The sequence below is a fragment of the Mycobacterium sp. E3305 genome (assembly GCF_001666785.1).
GTDB lineage: Bacteria > Actinomycetota > Actinomycetes > Mycobacteriales > Mycobacteriaceae > Mycobacterium.
Genome location: NZ_LZJA01000200.1, coordinates 35,737 through 54,262, shown reverse-complemented (window position 1 = coordinate 54,262; position 18,526 = coordinate 35,737). Strand labels below are relative to the sequence as shown.

Below are 18,526 nucleotides of genomic sequence, written 5' to 3'. Positions count from 1 at the left end.
CCCCTTAGTATCGGGCTGCCAGCACTCATACGCGGGGAGATGACGGTGGGGGCATCCGATACCGAGGACCCGGTCATCCGGGAGTTGTCGGGCGCGGTGGAACGCAGCCCCGACGTGATCGAGCTGAGGCTGCATCTCGCCAATTTGCTCGCGGACAAGGGGCGGTACGCCGAGGCGCTGAGTCACTGCAGTACGGCGCTGACCCAGCAACCGGGCAACGCCCAGGCACTGAGCCTGCTGCAGCGGTGCACCGCGGCGCTGGGGGCATCGTCCGAGGGTCCGCCGTCGCCGGGAGAGCCACCCGCCGGCCAGGAGGGGTTCGACTGGTCGAGCGCCGAACGCGAGGTCGCCGACATCATCGAGCCCGCGTTCGTCGAGCGCCCCCCGGACGCCGTCAACGAGGACGACTTCGACGTCGTGCAGCGCGTCCGCGTCCGGCTCGACGACGTCGCCGGCATGGAGGACGTCAAACGGCAGCTGGACCTTTCGCTGCTCGGCCCGATCAAGAATCCCGAGCTGATGAAGGCGTACAAGGTGACCGCGCGCGGCGGGCTGCTGCTGTACGGCCCACCGGGCTGCGGCAAGACGTTCATTGCCAAAGCCATTTCGGGCGAGCTGGGTGCGAACTTCTATCAAGTTGGCATCGCCGACGTTCTGCACCAGTGGTTCGGTAACAGCGAGCGCAGCATCCGCGCCGTCTTCGACACCGCCCGGCGCAACGCGCCCTGCGTGCTGTTCTTCGACGAGGTGGACGCGTTGGGTCATCGGCGCTCGGCCCTGAGCGGCAGCTCGGGGATGCGGCCGGTGGTGAACACGCTGCTGGAGGAGATGGATTCGGCGGGGTCGATCAACGACGGTGTGTACGTGCTGGGCGCCACCAACGCGCCCTGGGATGTCGACCCGGCGCTGAGGCGGCCGGGCCGATTCGACCGGATGATTTTCGTCGGCCTGCCCGACGTCGGCGCCCGAGCGGGCATCGTGCGATCGCACCTGCAGGACCGGCCGGTCTCCGGTATCGACCTCAAGACGATCGCCAACCGCACCGAAAGCTTCTCCGGCGCCGACTTGGCCTACGTGTGCGAGATCGCGACGCAGCTTGCGATGGCGGATTCGATGCGCAGCGGCCAGGTGCGGCCGGTGCTGATGGCCGATATCGACAACGCGCTCGCTCAGATCCGGCCCAGCACCGGCCCCTGGTTCGAGACGGCGCGCAATGTCGTCGAATTCGCCAACGGTGACGGCACGTACGACGAGTTGGCGAAGTACCTGCGCCGCAGGAAGTTTCGGTGACCACCGGTGACGTCGGACCCCGGCGTTCGAGCCGACAGCGCCCTGCAGGTCGCCCGCGCGTATTACGCGACCAGGAATTACCAGCGGACACGAGATGTCACCCGCGCTGCGTTGTCGCAAAATCCCAACGACCCTGACCTGCTGGCCCTGCACGCCGCGGCCGATCACGCACTCAAAAACCATGGGCCCGCAGCCAACAGCGCATATGCAGCGTTGTCGGTCGCGCCGCAACACGAATTCGCGATGCGGGTCTACGCGTTGGCGCTCGAGGGTCTCGGCCGCAACTATGACGCAATGTGGATGGCGTGGCGGGGGGTGGTCGCCCATCCGAACCAGGCAGCCCAATACCGCCTGTACGCGGCTCTGCTGCTGAGGTCGCGACAAATGGCGACGGCCCTGTACGTCATCGATAGGGCGCTGCAGCTCGAACCCAACGATGTCGATGCGCTGAACTTGCGGGGCGCGATCCTGCATCGGCTCGGGCGGCGTTCCGAATCCGTCGCCTCCTATCGGCAAGCGTTGCAGTTGGATCCCGGCAACGCCGAGGCGCTCAACGATCTGGCCATTCACCGATTGGATGGGAACAAGTTTGGTCGCGCCCTGCGTGGGTTTCTCGGGGCCGCGGGAAGCGACCCGGAACTGGCGGACCTGGCTCGCCGAAACATCGGGGTGGTGCTGCGAAAGGTGCTCGCTGGCGTCACCGTCGGGGCCGGTGTGCTGAGCGTGTTGCTCGCCATCACCGCGGGGGCTTACAACGACGGGCGTCCGACCGCGGTGGCGCGAGTGGCCGTGGGGTTGCTCACCGCGGCCATGATCGCCGTGCTGTGGTGGCTAGTGCGTGCGATTCCGCGCGGCGTGCTGCTGTCCGTGTTGCGCAAGCAGCGATTCTCCGCCGCCCGCGCCATCCACGCGCTGGTCGCCATCGCGGCGGGGGCGTGGGTCACCGTCTACCCCGGACCCCCGGCGATGATCGCCGTCGGCGGACTGCTGGCCGTGGGCGCCCTGGTCATTATTCGGATCGGGCTCTTGATCGGGAAATGATCGGCCTACTATCCGACCATGGCCGATCGCCCTGTCACCAAGCTCGACAAGTCCGAAGTGCTCGCGGGTCTGTTCGCGGTGTGGGACGACATCACCGCCCTGCTGGACGGGTTGCCGGAGGCGGAGTGGGAGGCGGCCAGCCCGCTGCCCGGTTGGGACGTCAAGGCGTTGGTGGCGCACATGATCGGCACCGAGTCGTTCCTCGCCGGCGTCCCCGCGCCGCAACCCGACATCGACGTCTCGACGCTCGAGCATGTTCGCAACGACATCGGCGCGATGAACGAGTGCTGGGTGCGCTACCTGAGCGCGGAGCCCGGCGGCGACGTGCTCAAACGGTTCAAGGACATCACCGACGACCGGCGCGCGGCGCTGACGGACATGTCCGCCGAGGACTGGGACGCCGTGACGGTGACGCCGGTGGGCCCGGAGAGCTACGGGCGATTCATGCGCGTCCGGGTGTTCGACTGCTGGATGCACGAGCAGGACATCCGCGAGGCGCTGCGCTGGCCGTCGTCCGATGAGCAGCTCGCCAGTCCCGCGGCTGAACTGTCCCTGGACGAGATCGCCGCCACCATGGGCTACGTGGTGGGCAAGCGGGCCAAGGCGCCCGAGGGCTCGCGGGTCCTGTTCGAGCTGACCGGGCCGCTGTCCCGCAACATCCGCGTCAGCGTCGATGGGCGGGCCCGGTTGGTCGATGACTTCGGCGGCCAGGAGCCGACGGTGGCGATCCGGCTGGACGGCCTGCAGTTCACCCGGCTGGCCGGCGGCCGGCCCATGTGCCGCGCCCGGGCGCAATCCGTCGACCTCGGCGGTGACGAGGACGTGGCCGCCCAGGTCGTCGAGCACCTGAATTTCGTGATCTGATCGCAGCGCGGACCGGGAAGATACGTTCGTTGCCGCGCGTTGATCACGGCGTACTATTGATTGTCCTGCCGAAAATCGGCGGGGATGCGAGGGGCTGAACGGTTTCGACTTCGCGCATCGAATCAAGGGAAGCGTGCCGGTGCAGGCAAGAGACCACCGTAAGCGTCGTTGCAACCAATTAAGCGCCGATTCACATCAGCGCGACTACGCTCTCGCTGCCTAAGCGACAGCTAGTCCGTCAGACCGGGAAAGCCCTCGACCCGGAGCCTGGCGTCAGCTAGAGGGATCAACCGATGAGTTCGGTCGCGGGGCTCATCGGGACACCAACAGCGACTGGGATCGTCATCCTGGCTTGTTCGCGTGACCAGGAGATCCGAGTAGAGGCATAGCGAACTGCGCACGGAGAAGTCTTGAGGGAATGCCGTAGGACCCGGGTTCGATTCCCGGCAGCTCCACCAAATGGATCGCCGCTTGGCGGTCCTTTCGTTTGACTGGACAGAACGCTTCGCCCGGTTACTCCGAATGGACGAAGGCGAGGGGCGCCCATGCGCGGTAAGCGACCGTTTCAGCTGATCTCCGTCCTCGCTGTCGCGGGCTTGGCCGCCTGTGTCAATACGACGACAAACACCGCCACGGACCGCGGCAACGCACCCGCAGGGCCGCCGTCGATAACCAGCGAGCCGTTCGGTCAGGTGGGTGAGGCGCCCGTGCGCCGCTATACGCTCACCAGCGGACACGGCATGCGCGTGCGAATCCTGACCTACGGCGGCATCATTCAGTCGATCGAGGTCCCCGATCGCACCGGACTCATCGGCAATGTGGTGTTGGGTTTTCCGACCCTGGACGGTTACCTGAACAACACCGGATCCGCCAAGACCTATTTCGGCGCGCTCGTCGGCCGCTACGGCAACCGGATCGCCAAGGCGGCATTCTCGTTGAACGGCAACGAGTATCACCTGCCGATCAACAACAACGGCAACAGCCTGCACGGTGGCACCGCGGGCTTCGATACCAAGGTGTGGCAGGCAAGCCGGCGCGACGGCGGCGACAGCGTTGGCCTGGAACTCCAATATGTCAGTCCCGCAGGCGAAATGGGGTACCCCGGGACGCTGACGGTCACCGTCACCTACACCCTGAACCGGCAGAACGAACTACGCATCGACTACCACGCGACCACCGATGCGCCGACCGTGATCAACCTGACCAATCACAGCTACTTCAACCTGGCGGGCGAGGACACGCGCGACGTGTACGACCAGAAGGTCACCATCCATGCCGACAACTACACGCCGACCGACGCCACACAGATCCCGACGGGCCAGATCGTCCCGGTGAAGGGCACGCCGTTCGATTTCACCTCACCGACCGCGATCGGAGCGCGTATCACCGCGAACGACCCACAGCTGCTGATGGCGCACGGCTACGACCACAACTGGGTGATCAACCGGGGCGACAAAGCAGGCCTGGTGGAAGCGGCCAGGGCGGAGGATGCGCAGACAGGGCGCACGCTGACCGTCTCCACGACCGAGCCCGGGGTGCAGTTCTACACCTCCAACTTCCTTGACGGTGCGTTCACCGGCACCAGCGGGCATATCTACCGGCAGGGTGCGGGATTCACGATGGAGACCCAGCACTTCCCTGATTCGCCGAACCACCCGAACTTTCCGACGACCACGCTCAACCCCGGCCAGACCTACGATTCGACGACTGTTTTCGCCTTCGGCACGCAATGAGCCGTGGGGCCGGCGCCCGTATCTGCGGTGAGACTGGCTCGATTCTCGAACACCTCCACAGAGAATGTCCTGCTCACGGCGGTAATTTGCGTTGCGCCAGGGGTGAGCGGCTTTAATCGTGATGAACTCTCGCAGCTATAACGAGGAGCTTTTCATGACCTATCGCCGCCTTGCCTTGGTACTGGGCGCGGTGGCGGCGGCGGCCGCCGTCATTCCCGTCGCGGCCCACGGTGCGCCGCCGACGAAGTGCCTGACCAACACCCAGACGGGCAAGCAGGTCTACGTGCCTTGCGATCTGCTCAACGCCGGCGCCAATTTCCCGCCGGGGCAGCGCTGCCCACCGCCCATCGAGCAGTACCCGAAGGATGTGGCGGACTGGTGCGGCGAAGGTCCCGGCCTGGCGAGTACCACGCCCACGACTCCCACGAGTCCGACGACTCCGACAACGCCTACGACTCCGACAACGCCCACGACGACGAGCTCCGGGCGGCCCACGAGTTCCACCAGCCCGACGAGCCGCGCGACCCCGACCACGACCGCGACGGCTCCCATCACCGCGCCGAACGCCATGAAAACGGCGGGCCCGGGCGATACACAGTGACGAATCCCTAGCCGGGCGGCGCGGTCACGACGATCGATTCCTGTCCGATCTTCCAGGCCGTCATGAACGTGCCGATGCTGACCTTGGTGTTGGCGTGATCGGCGTAGGGGTCGTTGAGGTGGACGACATCCTTGACGGTGTCGATGCCGGTGACCACCAGCAAATGATCGGCCGACGTGCGCTGGTCGTTGGAGTTCAAGATGGTTCCGGAGTTGACCCACGCGATGACCTTGCGGTTCGCGCCCAGGTACTGCTCCAGCGACGACAGGCCCACCTCTTCGGGGTGCTTGTCATAGGTCATGTGCGACTTGATGCCGTAGTGCTCGAGCAGCACCACCGTGTCGGCCATGTCGATGCCACCGTTCGGGCCGTCGTGAGCCGGGTCGCCGGTGGGGGCGTAAATGGGGCCGTCGCGGATCGACGAGGGCGTGTGCTGTGCCAGCTTGATGATCTGTTGCTCGGTCGGGGAGTGCCCGGTGACCTCCCCAACCACGTCCGCCACCGAAGCCAGCCCGCAGTTGTCCTCATACGACTGCTGCTGCCAGAACTCGGCGGCGGCGTCCGGGTCGCCGTACACGCCGCTGGCAATCGCTCGGGTGCTGGGCGGGCTGGCCTGCGTCCGGCCGCCGTCGACGGTAGCTGAGGTAGCGGTTGCGCGTATCGACGGTGACGCCCCACTGCACGCCGATAGGGTCGATATGCTGGCCATACCGATGCAGGCGGCCGCCAGGGCCGCGGGCGCCGCGGCCACGATCCGAGAGTCGAACATGTTGCCTCGCAAAGGCCGGTCGAACTACCGATTGGTCAGCAACGTAGCATCCCTAGCAAACCCGCGCAGCGCAATTGAAGCGCCGACGAACCTCAGTTCCCCGCTTCGATCGCCGCGACTCTTGCCGCCGCGTCGGGTCCGCAGAACCGCTGCAGGTCCACCCCGCCCGCGGCCAGCAGATCGTCGATGCGGTGTTTCAGGTCGCCCGAAGTCAGGTGCGCATACAGGTTGGCGCCCGGGCACGACGTCGACGCCAGGTCCCGATGGCCCGCCAATGTGGTGGTCGCGACGCGAAACGTCTGGGCGGCCCACGCGAATGCCCGAGCCGCTCCCAGGAGCTGCGCCTCGGGGACCGCCTCTTGATCGAAGTCGCCCTCGCAGAGGACGAGGAAATGGCCCGTCGTGTCGTAATCCGTCGCCGTGTCGCCCGCGAGCTCGGTGCTCCGCAATTCGTAGATGTTGCCGTTGCGGTCGACGCCGACGTGGTAGGCGATGTCGATCCATCCGTGCTGATCCTGGTGGTAGCGCTGGTCCTGGCGCAGGTGGTTGGGGGCGTTGCGGTTGTCACCGAGGGCCACGGCCTCGTGGTGCAGGGTCATCCGGGTGATGGTGTGACGCCTGCCCCCGGGGCGGGCCGGCCGGGCGCCCCAGGCGTCCCGGCACAGCAACAGGGCCGAACTCCCAGCGGTCAGGCGGACGTCTGCCGTCGACGTCGGACCCGTCGGTGTGGTCTTCGAGCGCGGCCCGACCACGGCCGCCGCCCCGAGGCCGCCGGCCAGTCCCAGCATCTGGCGGCGGCTGACAACGGCCGGCCGGCTTGACGCGGGCTCACACACGCCTCACCACGATACGGGGGTCGACGTCGCGAAACGGACCGATCGCGGGGACCTCCCATGGTCACGAGACGGTAACGCTTGCTTCCCGCGGCCCGAAAGACACGGTGTGGCAAGAGGCAACATGACGAGGAAAGTCAAGGTTGTCGCAGTGTTCTCGCTCGGCGCCTTGGTCGCAACGGCTCCCGGGACCGTTGACATCGCCGCCCGCGCAGACGCATCAGGGTGGGCGTTGTACAGCGGCGTGAACCGGCTTCGCCAATCCTGCGGGCCGATCGGCCAGGACCCACGCCTGACCGATGCGGCGCAGCGGCACGCCAACGACATGCTTACCAACGGGGTCAACGGCCACATCGGCTCGGACGGCTCTTCACCGCAGACGCGCATCACGGATGCGGGCTACCGCACCCCCTACAGCGGTGAGGTCGTCTTCTGGGGTACCGGGTCCGCCGCGAACATCAACCAAGCGCTCGACCTGTGGATGCAAAGCCCGCCGCACCGGGCGATCATTTTGAACTGCGCTTACACCGCGGCCGGCTTCGCCACCGCCTCGGACGGCAACAAGATGACGGTCGTCGGCGACTTCGCCGCCTGAAATGCGCGCCGCGCTGCGCGTCAATGCCTGAGAGTTGTTGGTTACAAGGCGAATTCGTGGCGACAAACCGCGTAATAACCATCCAGGCAAATCCGGATGGCTCGGCGAGAAACCGCACTAGGCTTTGGCCGTAGGAGGAGAAGCAGGTCGGGAGGCGTGCCGATGGGACGGGCCAGCACGGTTGGCAACAGCTCGCTCGACCGCTGGCGCCTACGTCGGCGGACGGCCATCGCCGTTGCGGGCGTCGCGCTCGTGGTCGTGGCGGCGTGCGGGCGTGGTCAAGCCTCGCACCCGGCGGCCGGCGATTCCTGGCAGCTCACGCACGCCCCGACCGCGAAGCCGCCCGGTTCCCCGGCCGCACAGCCCCCCGGTTCCCCGGCCGCAAAGCCGCCCGGACCGGAGTTCGCACCCCTTTCCAAACTGATCAACGACGCTATTGCGGCCAACAGGCTGCCCGGCGCGGTGGTCCTGATCGGCCACGGCGGCGCCGTTGCGTTCGATCAGGCTTTCGGATCGCGCAAGCTCGCGGGCGAGCCGGGGTTGGATGGGTCGCCCGCACCGGCCGAGCCGATGACCGAGGACACGATCTTCGATCTGGCGTCGTTGACCAAGAGCCTCGCGACGGCGACCGCGGTGATGCAACTCTACGAACAAGGCAAGGTTCAGTTCGACGATCCCGTGCAGCGCTATCTGCCGGAGTTCAACCCGGCCAACGACCCACGGCGCGCAAACGTGACGGTTCGAATGTTGCTGACGCACACGTCGGGTGAGACGGGCGACGTCGAACTCAAGGATCCATGGGGACTGGCCACACCCGACAAGACCGAAGGCGTTCATCGTGCGCTCACGACGCCGCTCGAGTCGAGCCCCGGCGGGTCTTTCCGCTACTCCGATATCAATTTCATCCTGCTTGGCGCGCTCGTCGAGAAAGTCACGGGCGAGGCGGAAGACGTCTACGTCCAGGAACACGTATTCGCGCCGCTTGGCCTGCGGGACACCCGCTATCTCCCGTTGGACAAGGCATGCGGTCCACACGCGGTCAGGGGAGCCGCGGTCGGGTGGGCCGCCGCGTCGACGGCAGGCGAGGGGCAGCCGTGTCCCGCGGGCAGCTGGGACACGGACATCCTGCCGCGCATCGCACCCACGGCGCGGGACGAAGAAGGCCGGGCCGATCCGGCCAAGAATCCCGACCTCGACCGTCTGCTGCGCGGCACCGTGCAGGACACGACCGCCCGCCGCATGGGCGGGGTGGCCGGGCACGCCGGCGTCTTTTCCACGGCGCACGATGTCGGCGTCTACGCGCAGGCGCTGCTCGATCGGCTTGCGGGCCGGCCGAGCGAATTCCCGCTCCAACAACAGACTTTGGAGTTGATGACGACCCCGCAGCAGCCGGGACACACCGACCAACAGGTCAAGGCGGCGGACGACGCCGCGCGGGCGGCAGCCGCGAAGAGGTCGAAGACCGCGCATCCGCTGCTTGCCGCCCGCTATCCGGCGATCGCGGGACAGAATCTGCTCGGTCTCGGCTGGGATATCGATACGCCGCTGTCCATGCCCCGCGGAGCGGTTTTTCCCGTCGGGAGTTTCGGACACACGGGCTTCACCGGAACCTCGGTGTGGCTCGACCCGGCCTCGGACACCTACGTCGTTCTGCTCACCAACTCGATTCATACGCGCGGCAGCCCACCGATCTCGGACATCAGGGGTGAGGTGGCAACCGCCGCGGCCCAGGCCCTGGGCCTCTAGGGCCGCTCGAAGTGTTGGTAGTCAAGGGGCGCCGCCCATTCGCCGCCCCAGCGCCAGCCATGATCTGTGAAGGCGCGCACCGCCGGATCGCCAGGGTGTAAGAGTCCCGGGTCGGTGCGGCTGCGGTCCAGGTAAGCCGCCGCGTTCTGCGGTTCGAAATACCCGCTGGCGTACAGGCACGGATTGACGAGCGTATTGATATCGATCGCCCGGCCGTAGGCGTGTGGCGACCATTCGTTGGTTCCGGGGATGAGGCGGCAATTGAACGCCGACGTGTTGTCGTCCTCCATCGACAACTCGTCATTGGCGTCCTGGTAGTGGTCGACGGTACGGATCTTCTCGATGGGATAGCCCAGACGGAAAAGCTGCTCGAAGATCACGACGACCTCCGGCGCCAAGTCCTGATGCACGATCAGCTGGCCGCGGTGCGTCTGGCCGTCGAAACCGACGTAGTCGACGTCGACCCGTCGCAGCTGTTCCGGCTCGACGGGGCAACCCGGCCGCCACGTCGCACCGAGTTCGGCCGCGGTGACCGTTTCCACGGTCGCAGCGGCGGCGGCCGGCGGCGGGTTGGCCGGCGGCGTGGCCGCCGCCGATGACGATGACAGGGCGGCCGCAGACGGAGACGGTGCGGCCGCGCGCGGCGGCGCCGCGGCCGTGCATTGCACCAGCACCAGACCCGCCGCGAGCATTCCGGCCGCGGCGGCAAACCGGCGCCCGAAGCGCGTCAACCCCGATGCAGTGTTCACCGCCTGCTTCTTCCGACCCTCCGAGCCCGCCGTCACCTTACGCCGAGTGTGCGCCACGGTGCGTGCAAGATTTCTGTGTTCGGTTGAACGGCGCGAGGTTATATTCGAGCATGCGCTTCATCCGTGTGGCTGCGGCGGTCGGCATGGCCATCGCCGTATCGCTCGTCGCGCCGGTCGTATTGGTAGTGGCGTCTGCTCACGCTGACAATGGCATCGAGGGCTACGCACGTTGCGTCGGAGGCGGCGTGCAACCCCCGCCGCCCGGGGTGCGTCCGGAGAACTGGTTTCCCAGCGTTCACGTGATCGAGACGGATGTGGATGGGGCCGTGCCGCCGGCCCAAATCGTCGAGAGATTAGTGGATATGGGAGTCAACCGGCCCGACGCGGTGCGGCAGGTGCAGTGTTTTCTGGCCTACGAACCGCGTGGGTGACGAGCTCAGGGCTGACGCGCAACGATGACAGGGATCTTCGCCCTGTTGACCACCGCCGACCCAACCGAGCCGAGCAACATGCCGGCGAATCCGCCACGGCCGTGGCTGCCGACCACGATCAGTTGCGCCAGTTCGGAAGCCTCGATCAGCCAGTGGGCCGGGTCACCGATTTCGATTCTGCGACGAATCGCCACGTTGGGATAGCGTTCGTGCCAACCCGCTAGCCGTTCGGCGAGCGCCTCCTCCTCCTCGGACAGCTGGGCGTCCCACTTGGAATCTTGAAAAGCGTTGTTGGAGTTGAACACTCGCGGATCGGCCCAGGCATGGAAAGCGATCAAGGCGACGCCTCGTCGCGACGCTTCTTCGAACGCGATCGCGGTCGCGGCTTCCGACGCCGATGATCCGTCGATGCCCACGAGCACGGGTGCCCGGTCGACATTGCTGAGCGGCGGTTCCCCGTCGTGGATCACCGCGACCGGGCAGTGCGCGTTGTAGACCAATCCCGAACTCACCGAGCCAAGGACGCTGCGAACCACCACGCCGCGATACCCCCGATAGCCGACGACGACCATCTCCACCTCTCTGGATAGGGCGACGAGCGTGGCGATGGCGGTCGAATAGATCACCTCGCCGTGGACTTGAATGGGACCGAGTTCACCGGCGCTCTCCTCGGCGACCCGCATTGCCGACGTGATCACTTCGCGCGCCCGGTGCTGCTGCCAGTGCCCCACCGGCGCGCCTGACTGGAGCCACCCCGGCATCGGATCGTCGACGACATGGACCAGGGCCAGTGGCACGTTGCGCAACGCGGCAGTCAGAGCCGCCCACCGCACGGCACCCAGTGCCGCCGCCGAGCCGTCGACGCCTACCAAGATCGCGTTAGGTGGGGGTTGCCACATTCCAGCTCGTTTCTGATCGGCCGCGTGCCCACAGGCAGGATCATCCAGCACCGCCTGATTTGTCAGGGCCGAAGCGATGCAAGGACTAAGGACCAAGGGCATCGATTGAAGCGACCATTGCACTCTGACCTACGCGGCGGTCGCCGCGACACCGTCGGGTCAGCAAGTTGGCCGGAGTACATCCGGCCATGCCGCTCGAGGCCGCCTGGGGAAAGATGGGCACATGACCGATGCCGCCTGGAGCCTCTATGCCGAGGAAGTCGACAACGTCGACGGCTGGTTCTTCGAGGCCGATGTCAAGCTCTTCACCAAGCTGCTCGCGTCGCAGACGGCGGAAAACATCAAGGGGGACATGCTCGAGATCGGCGCATACCAGGGCAAGTCCGCCATCCTGATGGGTTACGGTCTGCGCGACGATGAAGAACTGGTGATCTGCGACTTGTTCGAGGCCGTAATGGATCACGCGGACATGTCGCTGACCCCACGCCAGCAGTATTCGGGCCTGGAGCAGCAGCAGTTCCTCGCCAATTGGGATCGGTTTCACGTTCGCCGGCCGACGCTCGAAGTCTGCGAGTCATCGGAGCTCGACCTCGGAGAACGGGCACTGCGCTTCGTCCACATCGACGGCTGTCACAGCTACCGGTGCGTCGCGAACGACATCGCCCTCGCCGTGACCCACACGGCAAACCGGGGCGTGATCGCGATAGACGACTATCGAGGTGTCGAGACTCCCGGCGTCGCCGCGGCGGTCTGGCAGGCGGTTGGCAACGGCTGTTTGTTCCCGTTCGCGGCGACCTACATGAAGATCTACGCCTGCACGTCGGCCGCTGATCAGGGTTTCTGGTCGGAGCGAGTCCGAGATTGTGCCGACATCTGTGCCTTCCCCGATTTCGGGTTGCCGTCGTATCGCAGCGTTTCGGAGAGCCAGATCGAACCCTCGGCCGCCACTTCCTGACGGGCGCGCGTGGATCAGTCCGCGTCCCGCGGCGTTCGTTGATCGGCCAACGGGCCACGAGCGGCCGCATCTTCCAGCGCTTGGGCGGCAATGGCGGCGCTTTGAGCGGGCGCGGTCATCTGCGCGGCGACCTCGCGGGTCCGAGTGACGTAGGGCGGGGTGAGGATGGACCGCAGATCCGCGACGAGAGACTCCAGGGTGGTGTCGGGGAAGCGCCGGCCAATTCCGACTCCGAGTTGACTGACCGCACTCGCCCACATCGGCTGATCGACCGATACGGCGAGGGCCAGCGTGGGGACTCCGGCCCGGATGCCGGCGAACGTCGTGCCGGGCCCCCCGTGGTGAACGACGGCCCGACAAGCGGGAAACACCGCCGCGTGGTTCACCGCGCTCACCACTTTGACGTCGGCGGAATCCGTTTGCGCGGTCAAGTCACTCACGCCGCTGCAAATCAACGCCCGCTCGCCGAGTTGCGCGCAAGCGTCGGTGATCATCGCGATGACGTCAGTGGGAGACGCGACTCGTGCGCTGCTGCCGAAGCCGAAGTAGATCGGTGGCGTCCCAGCCTCAATCCACGACGAGACATCGTCGTCGACTTCCGTCGGCAACTCGAGGGTCAGCCCGCCGACGAACGGCCGTCGGGCGCCGCATCCGGCCCACTCGGCTGCCAACCCCGGGAAGAAGAGTTCGTCGTAGGCCTGGATCTCGAGCGCTCGCCGCGTCGAGGGCCTCGTCGCCGGGAGGCCCAGCGCCCGGCGTAGGGCGTCTTCAGCCTCTTTGGTGATGGACGAACCCGCGTGGTCCGGCGGGATCGGGTAGATGTGCACCGCCGCGTGTGGAATGTCGTAGTGTTCGGCGACATTCGCGGCGAGCCCCTGTTCGCCTGCGTCCGTCAACAGCAGGTCGGCGCCGTCGGCCAGGGATGTGAGCGCCGTGCCCAACTGTGGCCAGAGTTGCTTTATATCGCTGAGAATTTCCCACGCCATGAGGACTGGTGGCGGCGTCGTCCCGTATTTGCGGACGATCTCCGCATTCTGCTGCACTTGGTCGCGGCCGTGCGCGACTGCGGTGAGGCCTGCCGACTCGATGAACCCAATGTAGTTGGGCGGAACCGCCATAAGCACGCGATGGCCTCTCCGCTGAAGCTCCCGGCCGACGGCGGCGCAAGGCTCGATATCTCCGCGTGTTCCCAAGGTCGCCAACACAAATCTCATCGCCAGAACCTCACTCGAGGTGATCGGTGTGCAGCGGGCGGCCCGCAAGAATTGGGATGATCATTCGAAGTGTCCGATCGTCCGTGCGACCCCGTCGTCGTCCGGAACTCTCGGCCGCCGGCCCCGGCCAAGGCTATCCGAGCGAAGGTGCATGTTGACTCCTCTGGGGCTCTTCCCGCCGCCAACAGCCTCCCAGGTCCTAACATTGATGGGCGAAGGTCATCACTCATCGACCCTGCGGGTCATCAAGGCGCCGAATCGAGGAGAAGTATCCGTGCATCAGTCGCATTCACCCCTGTCGGCCACGCGAACGCTGCTCCTTGGCCTCTCGGTTGTCGTTGCTTCGGCGCTCCTGCCGGGCGCGCTTGCCACCGCCCGCGCCGACGCGATCGGATTCCCGCCGGACTGGCCTTACTACGAGATGCAGACCGAACAGACGATGTGCAGAGCCATGGCTGACGGCTGGTCGCGCGCCCAGATAGTCGGGGCGATGCAACAGGCGAACAACCAGGGCGTGACCGGGCTGAATCCGGATCAGGCCGCCAAGCGCGCCAACATGTGGGTCGATCTGGGCCGGATCAAGTATTGCCCGGGCGCTAGCGCACCTTAATCGCCGACGGTCACGAGTTGCTGTTGGTCCAGCGATCGAACGGTGCTTCCATGTCGGGACAAAACGTCCCGACGGCCGCGCCCATGATCTGGCCCGCCTGCACCGCGGCATAGCCGTTGCTTGCCACGGCGGGGTAGATGGCGTCGAAGTCGGTGCCGCCCCGCGCCTGCTGGCATACGGAGTCTCCGATGCCGACCATTCGCCCCGGGTCGTCGTAGGGAACGTGCAAGACGTTCAGCGTGTGCAGGTAGGCCGCGACCGAGATGGGATCGGGGTCCGCGTGGGCCGCCGGCGTCAGCGCTGCCAGCGCGCCCAACGACGCGGCGACCAGCGCCGATCTCGTGAGGGTCCGGCGGATCATGTCGCTAGCAGAGGGCGGCGGAAAACCACCCGCCGGCCACCAGGGCTATCACGAGCGCGGCGGTGGCGTGCCCCGTCGACGCCGCGACGACGACGCCGGTGATCGCCGCGATGAGGGCCATCACCACGACCAGGGCCAGCAGTATCCGATGTGAATGCACGGCTCCGTTCGCGCGCGGTGCAACGACTACGTACTTGCCCGATCTGTGGGGTGCGGCCATAGGAGCTCCCGTCGCGTTGTGACCTCGGATACAAAGAAAGCACAAATGTGCTGTGCATCACAACCGGACGCGATGAAGTGGCGCGGCTTTTGGCCGTTCGTTAACCGTCCGGGTCGGGCGCCCACCGTGGCGCACGCGCATCTGGCCGGCGCGTCGACCGTGCGGCCGCCAAAGCCACGGCGCGCTCGCCGTTGATCGTGGTCATTGGCGGAGGCTGGCCCTTGCGCAGCGTCGCGATCAGTTCCCGGTAGGGGCCGATGAGATAGACGGTGTCACCGGCTTTCAGGCGGGCGTCGCGGCGCGGGCGCAACCTGACCGGACCTTCCGGCCGTGTGATCGCGATGACGCGCGTCTGCGTGGACAGATCGATCATCCGCAGCCCGTCGAGTTCGCTGCCCGCCGCCACCAGCATTCCGCCGACCATGAAGGAGCGCTGGCCGACCCAGAACGTGCCGAGCACCTGCAAGCCCATCGCTGCGCCGATGAACCACGGCGCCGCGAGGTCGACTATCGACCGCACGTTCTCGAAACCGAACCGCCGATGCACGGCGGTGCCCAGCGCGCGGCCCTGAACTCGCATGACGATGGGCACCCTCGTGTCGGAACCCAGCATTTCGAGCAGCACGATTCCCGTCTCGATGTTGTTCATGTCGTCCTGTGTCACCAGCGCGACCCCGCGGGCGCGATCGACGCGCGCCGATTCCAGGGTCTGGCGCATCGTCGGATCCCCGAAGATCACCGGCACGTCGAGGTCGGCCACGGTCGGCAGGAAGCGGTTGCCCTCGTCCGGCTCGATGACCAGCACGTCGTAGCCGGCCGCGGCCAGATCGCTGACGACCCGGAACCCGATGGAACCCAGCCCGACGACGACGACGTGGTCGCGCATGTGGCGTGCGCGCCGCAGTCCGGCCGATTGCACGAAGCGGCGCGACAGGAGGAGGTCGGCAAGGAACGCGACGAGGATGGCGGTGACGCTCGCGCCGCCGAACATCAACAAGACCGCGAACAGCCGCAGGGCGGTGGATTGTTGGGCGAAGGTGAAGTCGCCATAGCCCACCGTCGTGATCGTCTCGGAGGCGAAGTAGAGGGCGTCGATCCACGACATTCGGGGGTTGTGATAGGCGAAGTGCACCACCGCCGTCGAGCCAAGGGTGAGACACAGCGCGAACGCCAGCGAGGGGAAGAGCATGAGGTTCACTTCGTCCCGGATGGCGCGCACCGCGTCGATGACCCGCCGCACCGGGGAGTGGCGAGCGCGCGTCGCGGCCGGGGGAGGCAACGTGATTCCGCGGGCGTCCAATTCGTCCTTCACGCCGATCATCGACGTCCAGTCGCCGGCGTAGACCCGCAGATCTCGTCCGGGGCATGGCACCACCTCGCCGGGTGCGGGTGAATTCTTGCCGTGCACCACCGCGACCGGTGCCAGGTCGGCGTAGATCTCCCGGAGCGTCGCGTTGTAGGGCGCCTCGGATCCCCAGACGACGAATTCGATACCGGCCGTGTCGAACTGGTGCGCGTTGCGGGACAGGACGGCCTCGACGATCGACGGCGCCGCGAGGTCGGCGACGTCCAAGATCGCGCCGGGTCCGTTGACGGCGACCACTGCTTCGCGCAGCACGTCGTTGGCCAGCCGGGCCACCACCCGCACGTTTGGACTGAACTCCCTTGCCAGCAAGGCGATTTCGAGGTTGACGGCGTCGTTGGGGCCCGCGCACACGACGGCACGCGCCCGATGCACGCCGGCCCCGAGGAGGTCGGCGGCGGTGTTGATCTTGATGATTCGCGCGCCCGCGCCCCTCAATTCCTCGGCGATCGTCTTCGACAGCGCGTCGTCACCGCTGACGATGATCTCGCGGTGAAACTGAAACAGCTCGCCCATTGCGCGGGGCTACGTTCGATTCTTACGCGCGTCGATCGCCACGGCTGGTCGCCGGATGACCGCCGGTTGTGTTGCGTGGCATGACTACTCCTACTTCTGCTGCGGCTGGATGGTCCATATGACTATCGGCCAAGGCGCTGGGAAGTGCCACCGGAACCCGGCGGCCGTGCGGTCAATCGCCTGTCTTTCTGTGACGCAACAGGTTCGACTCGCGGTGGTGACGCGGGCGAAATAGTCAGGGCGTATAAAGCGCTCGCACGCCACTGCCGACGATCAAGCTAAGGAGCGTTGCGTGTCCGAGAAGACGCCCGACGATATTTTCAAGCTCGCCAGGGACGAGAACATCGAGTACGTCGACGTCCGCTTCTGTGACTTGCCGGGCACCATGCAGCACTTCACGATTCCGATCTACGCCTTCGATGAAGGCGTCTTCGAGGAAGGCCTGGCCTTCGACGGTTCCTCGATCCGCGGGTTTCAGTCGATCCACGAGTCCGACATGGTCCTGCTGCCCGACCCCGAGACCGCAACGATCGACCCGTTCCGCGCCCGCAAAACGCTGAACGTGAACTTCTTCGTGCACGACCCGTTCACCCTCGAGGTGTACTCGCGCGATCCGCGCAACATCGCCCGCAAGGCCGAGAACTATCTGATCAGTTCCGGCATCGCGGACACCGCCTACTTCGGGCCGGAGGCCGAGTTCTACATCTTCGACTCGGTCAGCTTCGACTCGAGCACCAACGAATCGTTCTACAAGGTCGATGCGGCGTCCGGGTGGTGGAACACCGGAGAGGACGCCGAGGCGGATGGCAGCCCGAACCTCGGCTACAAGGTCCGTCCCAAGGGCGGGTATTTCCCGGTCGCGCCGACCGATCACTATGTCGATCTGCGCGACGAGATCCTCACCCACCTGACCAACGCCGGTTACTCCCTGGAGAAGGGCCACCACGAAGTCGGCAGTGGCGGCCAGGCCGAGATCAACTACAAGTTCAACACGTTGCTGCATGCGGCCGACGACCACCAGATGTACAAGTACATCGTCAAGCAGACCGCGTGGCAGGCCGGGAAGACCGTCACCTTCATGCCCAAGCCGTTGTTCGGCGACAACGGTTCCGGGATGCACTGTCACCAGTCGCTGTGGAAGGACGGCGTGCCGCTGATGTATGACGCGACGGGATACGCCGGCCTGTCCGACATGGCCCGCCACTACATCGGCGGCTTGCTGTACCACGCCCCGTCGTTGCTGGCCTTCACGAACCCGACCGTGAATTCCTACAAGCGCCTGGTTCCCGGCTTCGAGGCGCCGATCAATCTGGTCTACAGCCAGCGCAATCGGTCGGCGTGCGTGCGCATCCCGATCACCGGCAACAATCCGAAGACCAAGCGGCTGGAATTCCGGTGCCCCGACTCGTCGGGCAACCCCTACCTGTCCTTCGCGGCCCAGTTGATGGCCGGGCTGGACGGCATCAAGAACAAGATCGAGCCGCCTCCGCCGGTCGACAAGGACCTCTACGAGCTCCCGCCGGAGGAGGCCGCGGAAATCCCGCAGGCACCCACGCAGCTGTCGGCGGTGATCGACCGTCTGGAGGAAGACAGCGAATACCTGACCGAGGGCGGGGTCTTCACCCCCGACGTCATCGCGACGTGGATCAACTACAAGCGCACCTACGAGATCGCGCCGTTCAACCTCCGGCCCACCCCATACGAATTCGCCCTCTACTACGACGTATGAGGTAGTT

At 66.3% G+C, this 18,526-nt stretch carries 19 protein-coding genes and 1 other RNA gene; 12 read left to right on the top strand and 8 right to left on the bottom strand.

Translation table 11 applies throughout. From position 1 onward, the window contains the following. Positions 1–45: 45 nt before the first annotated feature. The 6 genes from A5701_RS18710 (at position 46) to A5701_RS28300 (ending at position 5,540) form a co-directional block, all read left to right on the top strand. Positions 46–1,290, top strand: a complete 1,245-nt coding sequence (locus A5701_RS18710) for a 26S protease regulatory subunit (protein WP_231969071.1) — start codon at positions 46–48, stop codon at positions 1,288–1,290. Between the two features lie 6 nt (positions 1,291–1,296). Continuing rightward, complete coding sequence (locus A5701_RS18705) at positions 1,297–2,331, top strand: tetratricopeptide repeat protein (protein ID WP_067756983.1); 1,035 nt, start codon at positions 1,297–1,299, stop codon at positions 2,329–2,331. 18 nt (positions 2,332–2,349) lie between these two features. Further along, complete coding sequence (locus tag A5701_RS18700; RefSeq protein ID WP_067756980.1) at positions 2,350–3,195, top strand: maleylpyruvate isomerase family mycothiol-dependent enzyme; 846 nt, start codon at positions 2,350–2,352, stop codon at positions 3,193–3,195. Positions 3,196–3,285: 90 nt separating this feature from the next. Next, positions 3,286–3,653, top strand: a transfer-messenger RNA (tmRNA) gene (gene ssrA / locus A5701_RS18695). An 87-nt stretch (positions 3,654–3,740) separates the two neighbouring features. Further along, positions 3,741–4,928, top strand: a complete 1,188-nt coding sequence (locus tag A5701_RS18690; protein WP_067756975.1) for an aldose epimerase family protein — start codon at positions 3,741–3,743, stop codon at positions 4,926–4,928. Between the two features lie 378 nt (positions 4,929–5,306). Then, complete coding sequence (locus A5701_RS28300) at positions 5,307–5,540, top strand: hypothetical protein (RefSeq protein WP_067756971.1); 234 nt, start codon at positions 5,307–5,309, stop codon at positions 5,538–5,540. On the opposite strand, the gene A5701_RS18680 is transcribed toward A5701_RS28300, so the two are convergent. Continuing rightward, entirely contained in the window at positions 5,537–6,298 is a 762-nt protein-coding gene (locus tag A5701_RS18680) for a C39 family peptidase (RefSeq protein ID WP_067756967.1), read from the bottom strand. The genes A5701_RS28300 and A5701_RS18680 overlap by 4 nt on opposite strands. A 92-nt stretch (positions 6,299–6,390) precedes the next feature. Then, positions 6,391–7,134 (bottom strand): N-acetylmuramoyl-L-alanine amidase, encoded by a 744-nt coding sequence (locus A5701_RS18675; protein WP_231972854.1) that lies wholly within the window; start codon positions 7,132–7,134, stop codon positions 6,391–6,393. Between the two features lie 121 nt (positions 7,135–7,255). On the opposite strand from A5701_RS18675, the gene A5701_RS18670 reads away from it, so the two are divergent. Further along, on the top strand, positions 7,256–7,726 hold the full coding sequence (locus tag A5701_RS18670; RefSeq protein ID WP_197499074.1) for a CAP domain-containing protein: 471 nt from the start codon (positions 7,256–7,258) through the stop codon (positions 7,724–7,726). A 162-nt stretch (positions 7,727–7,888) separates the two neighbouring features. Continuing rightward, positions 7,889–9,472, top strand: coding sequence for a serine hydrolase (locus tag A5701_RS18665; protein WP_067756961.1), 1,584 nt, complete (start codon positions 7,889–7,891; stop codon positions 9,470–9,472). Here the strand turns inward: A5701_RS18665 and A5701_RS18660 are convergent. Beyond that, positions 9,469–10,257 carry a M15 family metallopeptidase gene (locus A5701_RS18660; protein WP_369807433.1) on the bottom strand — a complete coding sequence of 263 codons (789 nt, stop codon included), beginning with the start codon at positions 10,255–10,257 and terminating at the stop codon, positions 9,469–9,471. The two genes, A5701_RS18665 and A5701_RS18660, sit on opposite strands and share 4 nt — an antisense overlap. A gap of 74 nt (positions 10,258–10,331) precedes the next feature. Between A5701_RS18660 and A5701_RS18655 the strand changes: the two genes are divergently transcribed. After that, positions 10,332–10,652: a hypothetical protein gene (locus A5701_RS18655; RefSeq protein ID WP_067756958.1), complete on the top strand. Its 321-nt coding sequence runs from the start codon at positions 10,332–10,334 to the stop codon at positions 10,650–10,652. A 5-nt stretch (positions 10,653–10,657) separates the two neighbouring features. Here the strand turns inward: A5701_RS18655 and A5701_RS18650 are convergent, their stop codons facing one another. Next, positions 10,658–11,551 (bottom strand): universal stress protein, encoded by an 894-nt coding sequence (locus tag A5701_RS18650; protein WP_067756955.1) that lies wholly within the window; start codon positions 11,549–11,551, stop codon positions 10,658–10,660. A gap of 223 nt (positions 11,552–11,774) precedes the next feature. Here A5701_RS18650 and A5701_RS18645 point away from each other — a divergent pair, with 223 nt between their 5' ends. Next, on the top strand, positions 11,775–12,506 hold the full coding sequence (locus tag A5701_RS18645) for a class I SAM-dependent methyltransferase (RefSeq protein WP_067756952.1): 732 nt from the start codon (positions 11,775–11,777) through the stop codon (positions 12,504–12,506). A gap of 14 nt (positions 12,507–12,520) precedes the next feature. On the opposite strand, the gene A5701_RS18640 is transcribed toward A5701_RS18645, so the two are convergent. Next, positions 12,521–13,720: a glycosyltransferase gene (locus tag A5701_RS18640; protein WP_067756949.1), complete on the bottom strand. Its 1,200-nt coding sequence runs from the start codon at positions 13,718–13,720 to the stop codon at positions 12,521–12,523. Positions 13,721–13,994: 274 nt separating this feature from the next. On the opposite strand from A5701_RS18640, the gene A5701_RS18635 reads away from it, so the two are divergent. Then, positions 13,995–14,330 carry a hypothetical protein gene (locus A5701_RS18635; protein WP_156670163.1) on the top strand — a complete coding sequence of 112 codons (336 nt, stop codon included), beginning with the start codon at positions 13,995–13,997 and terminating at the stop codon, positions 14,328–14,330. A 10-nt stretch (positions 14,331–14,340) separates the two neighbouring features. On the opposite strand, the gene A5701_RS18630 is transcribed toward A5701_RS18635, so the two are convergent. From A5701_RS18630 to A5701_RS18620, 3 genes are all read right to left on the bottom strand, one after another. Next, positions 14,341–14,691 carry a DUF732 domain-containing protein gene (locus tag A5701_RS18630; protein WP_067756946.1) on the bottom strand — a complete coding sequence of 117 codons (351 nt, stop codon included), beginning with the start codon at positions 14,689–14,691 and terminating at the stop codon, positions 14,341–14,343. 4 nt (positions 14,692–14,695) lie between these two features. After that, positions 14,696–14,851, bottom strand: a complete 156-nt coding sequence (locus A5701_RS18625; RefSeq protein WP_197499077.1) for a hypothetical protein — start codon at positions 14,849–14,851, stop codon at positions 14,696–14,698. 160 nt (positions 14,852–15,011) lie between these two features. After that, positions 15,012–16,790, bottom strand: a complete 1,779-nt coding sequence (locus A5701_RS18620; RefSeq protein ID WP_082969790.1) for an NAD-binding protein — start codon at positions 16,788–16,790, stop codon at positions 15,012–15,014. A 292-nt stretch (positions 16,791–17,082) separates the two neighbouring features. Between A5701_RS18620 and glnA the strand changes: the two genes are divergently transcribed. Then, positions 17,083–18,519 carry a type I glutamate--ammonia ligase gene (gene glnA / locus A5701_RS18615; protein ID WP_067756944.1) on the top strand — a complete coding sequence of 479 codons (1,437 nt, stop codon included), beginning with the start codon at positions 17,083–17,085 and terminating at the stop codon, positions 18,517–18,519. Positions 18,520–18,526: the final 7 nt, after the last annotated feature.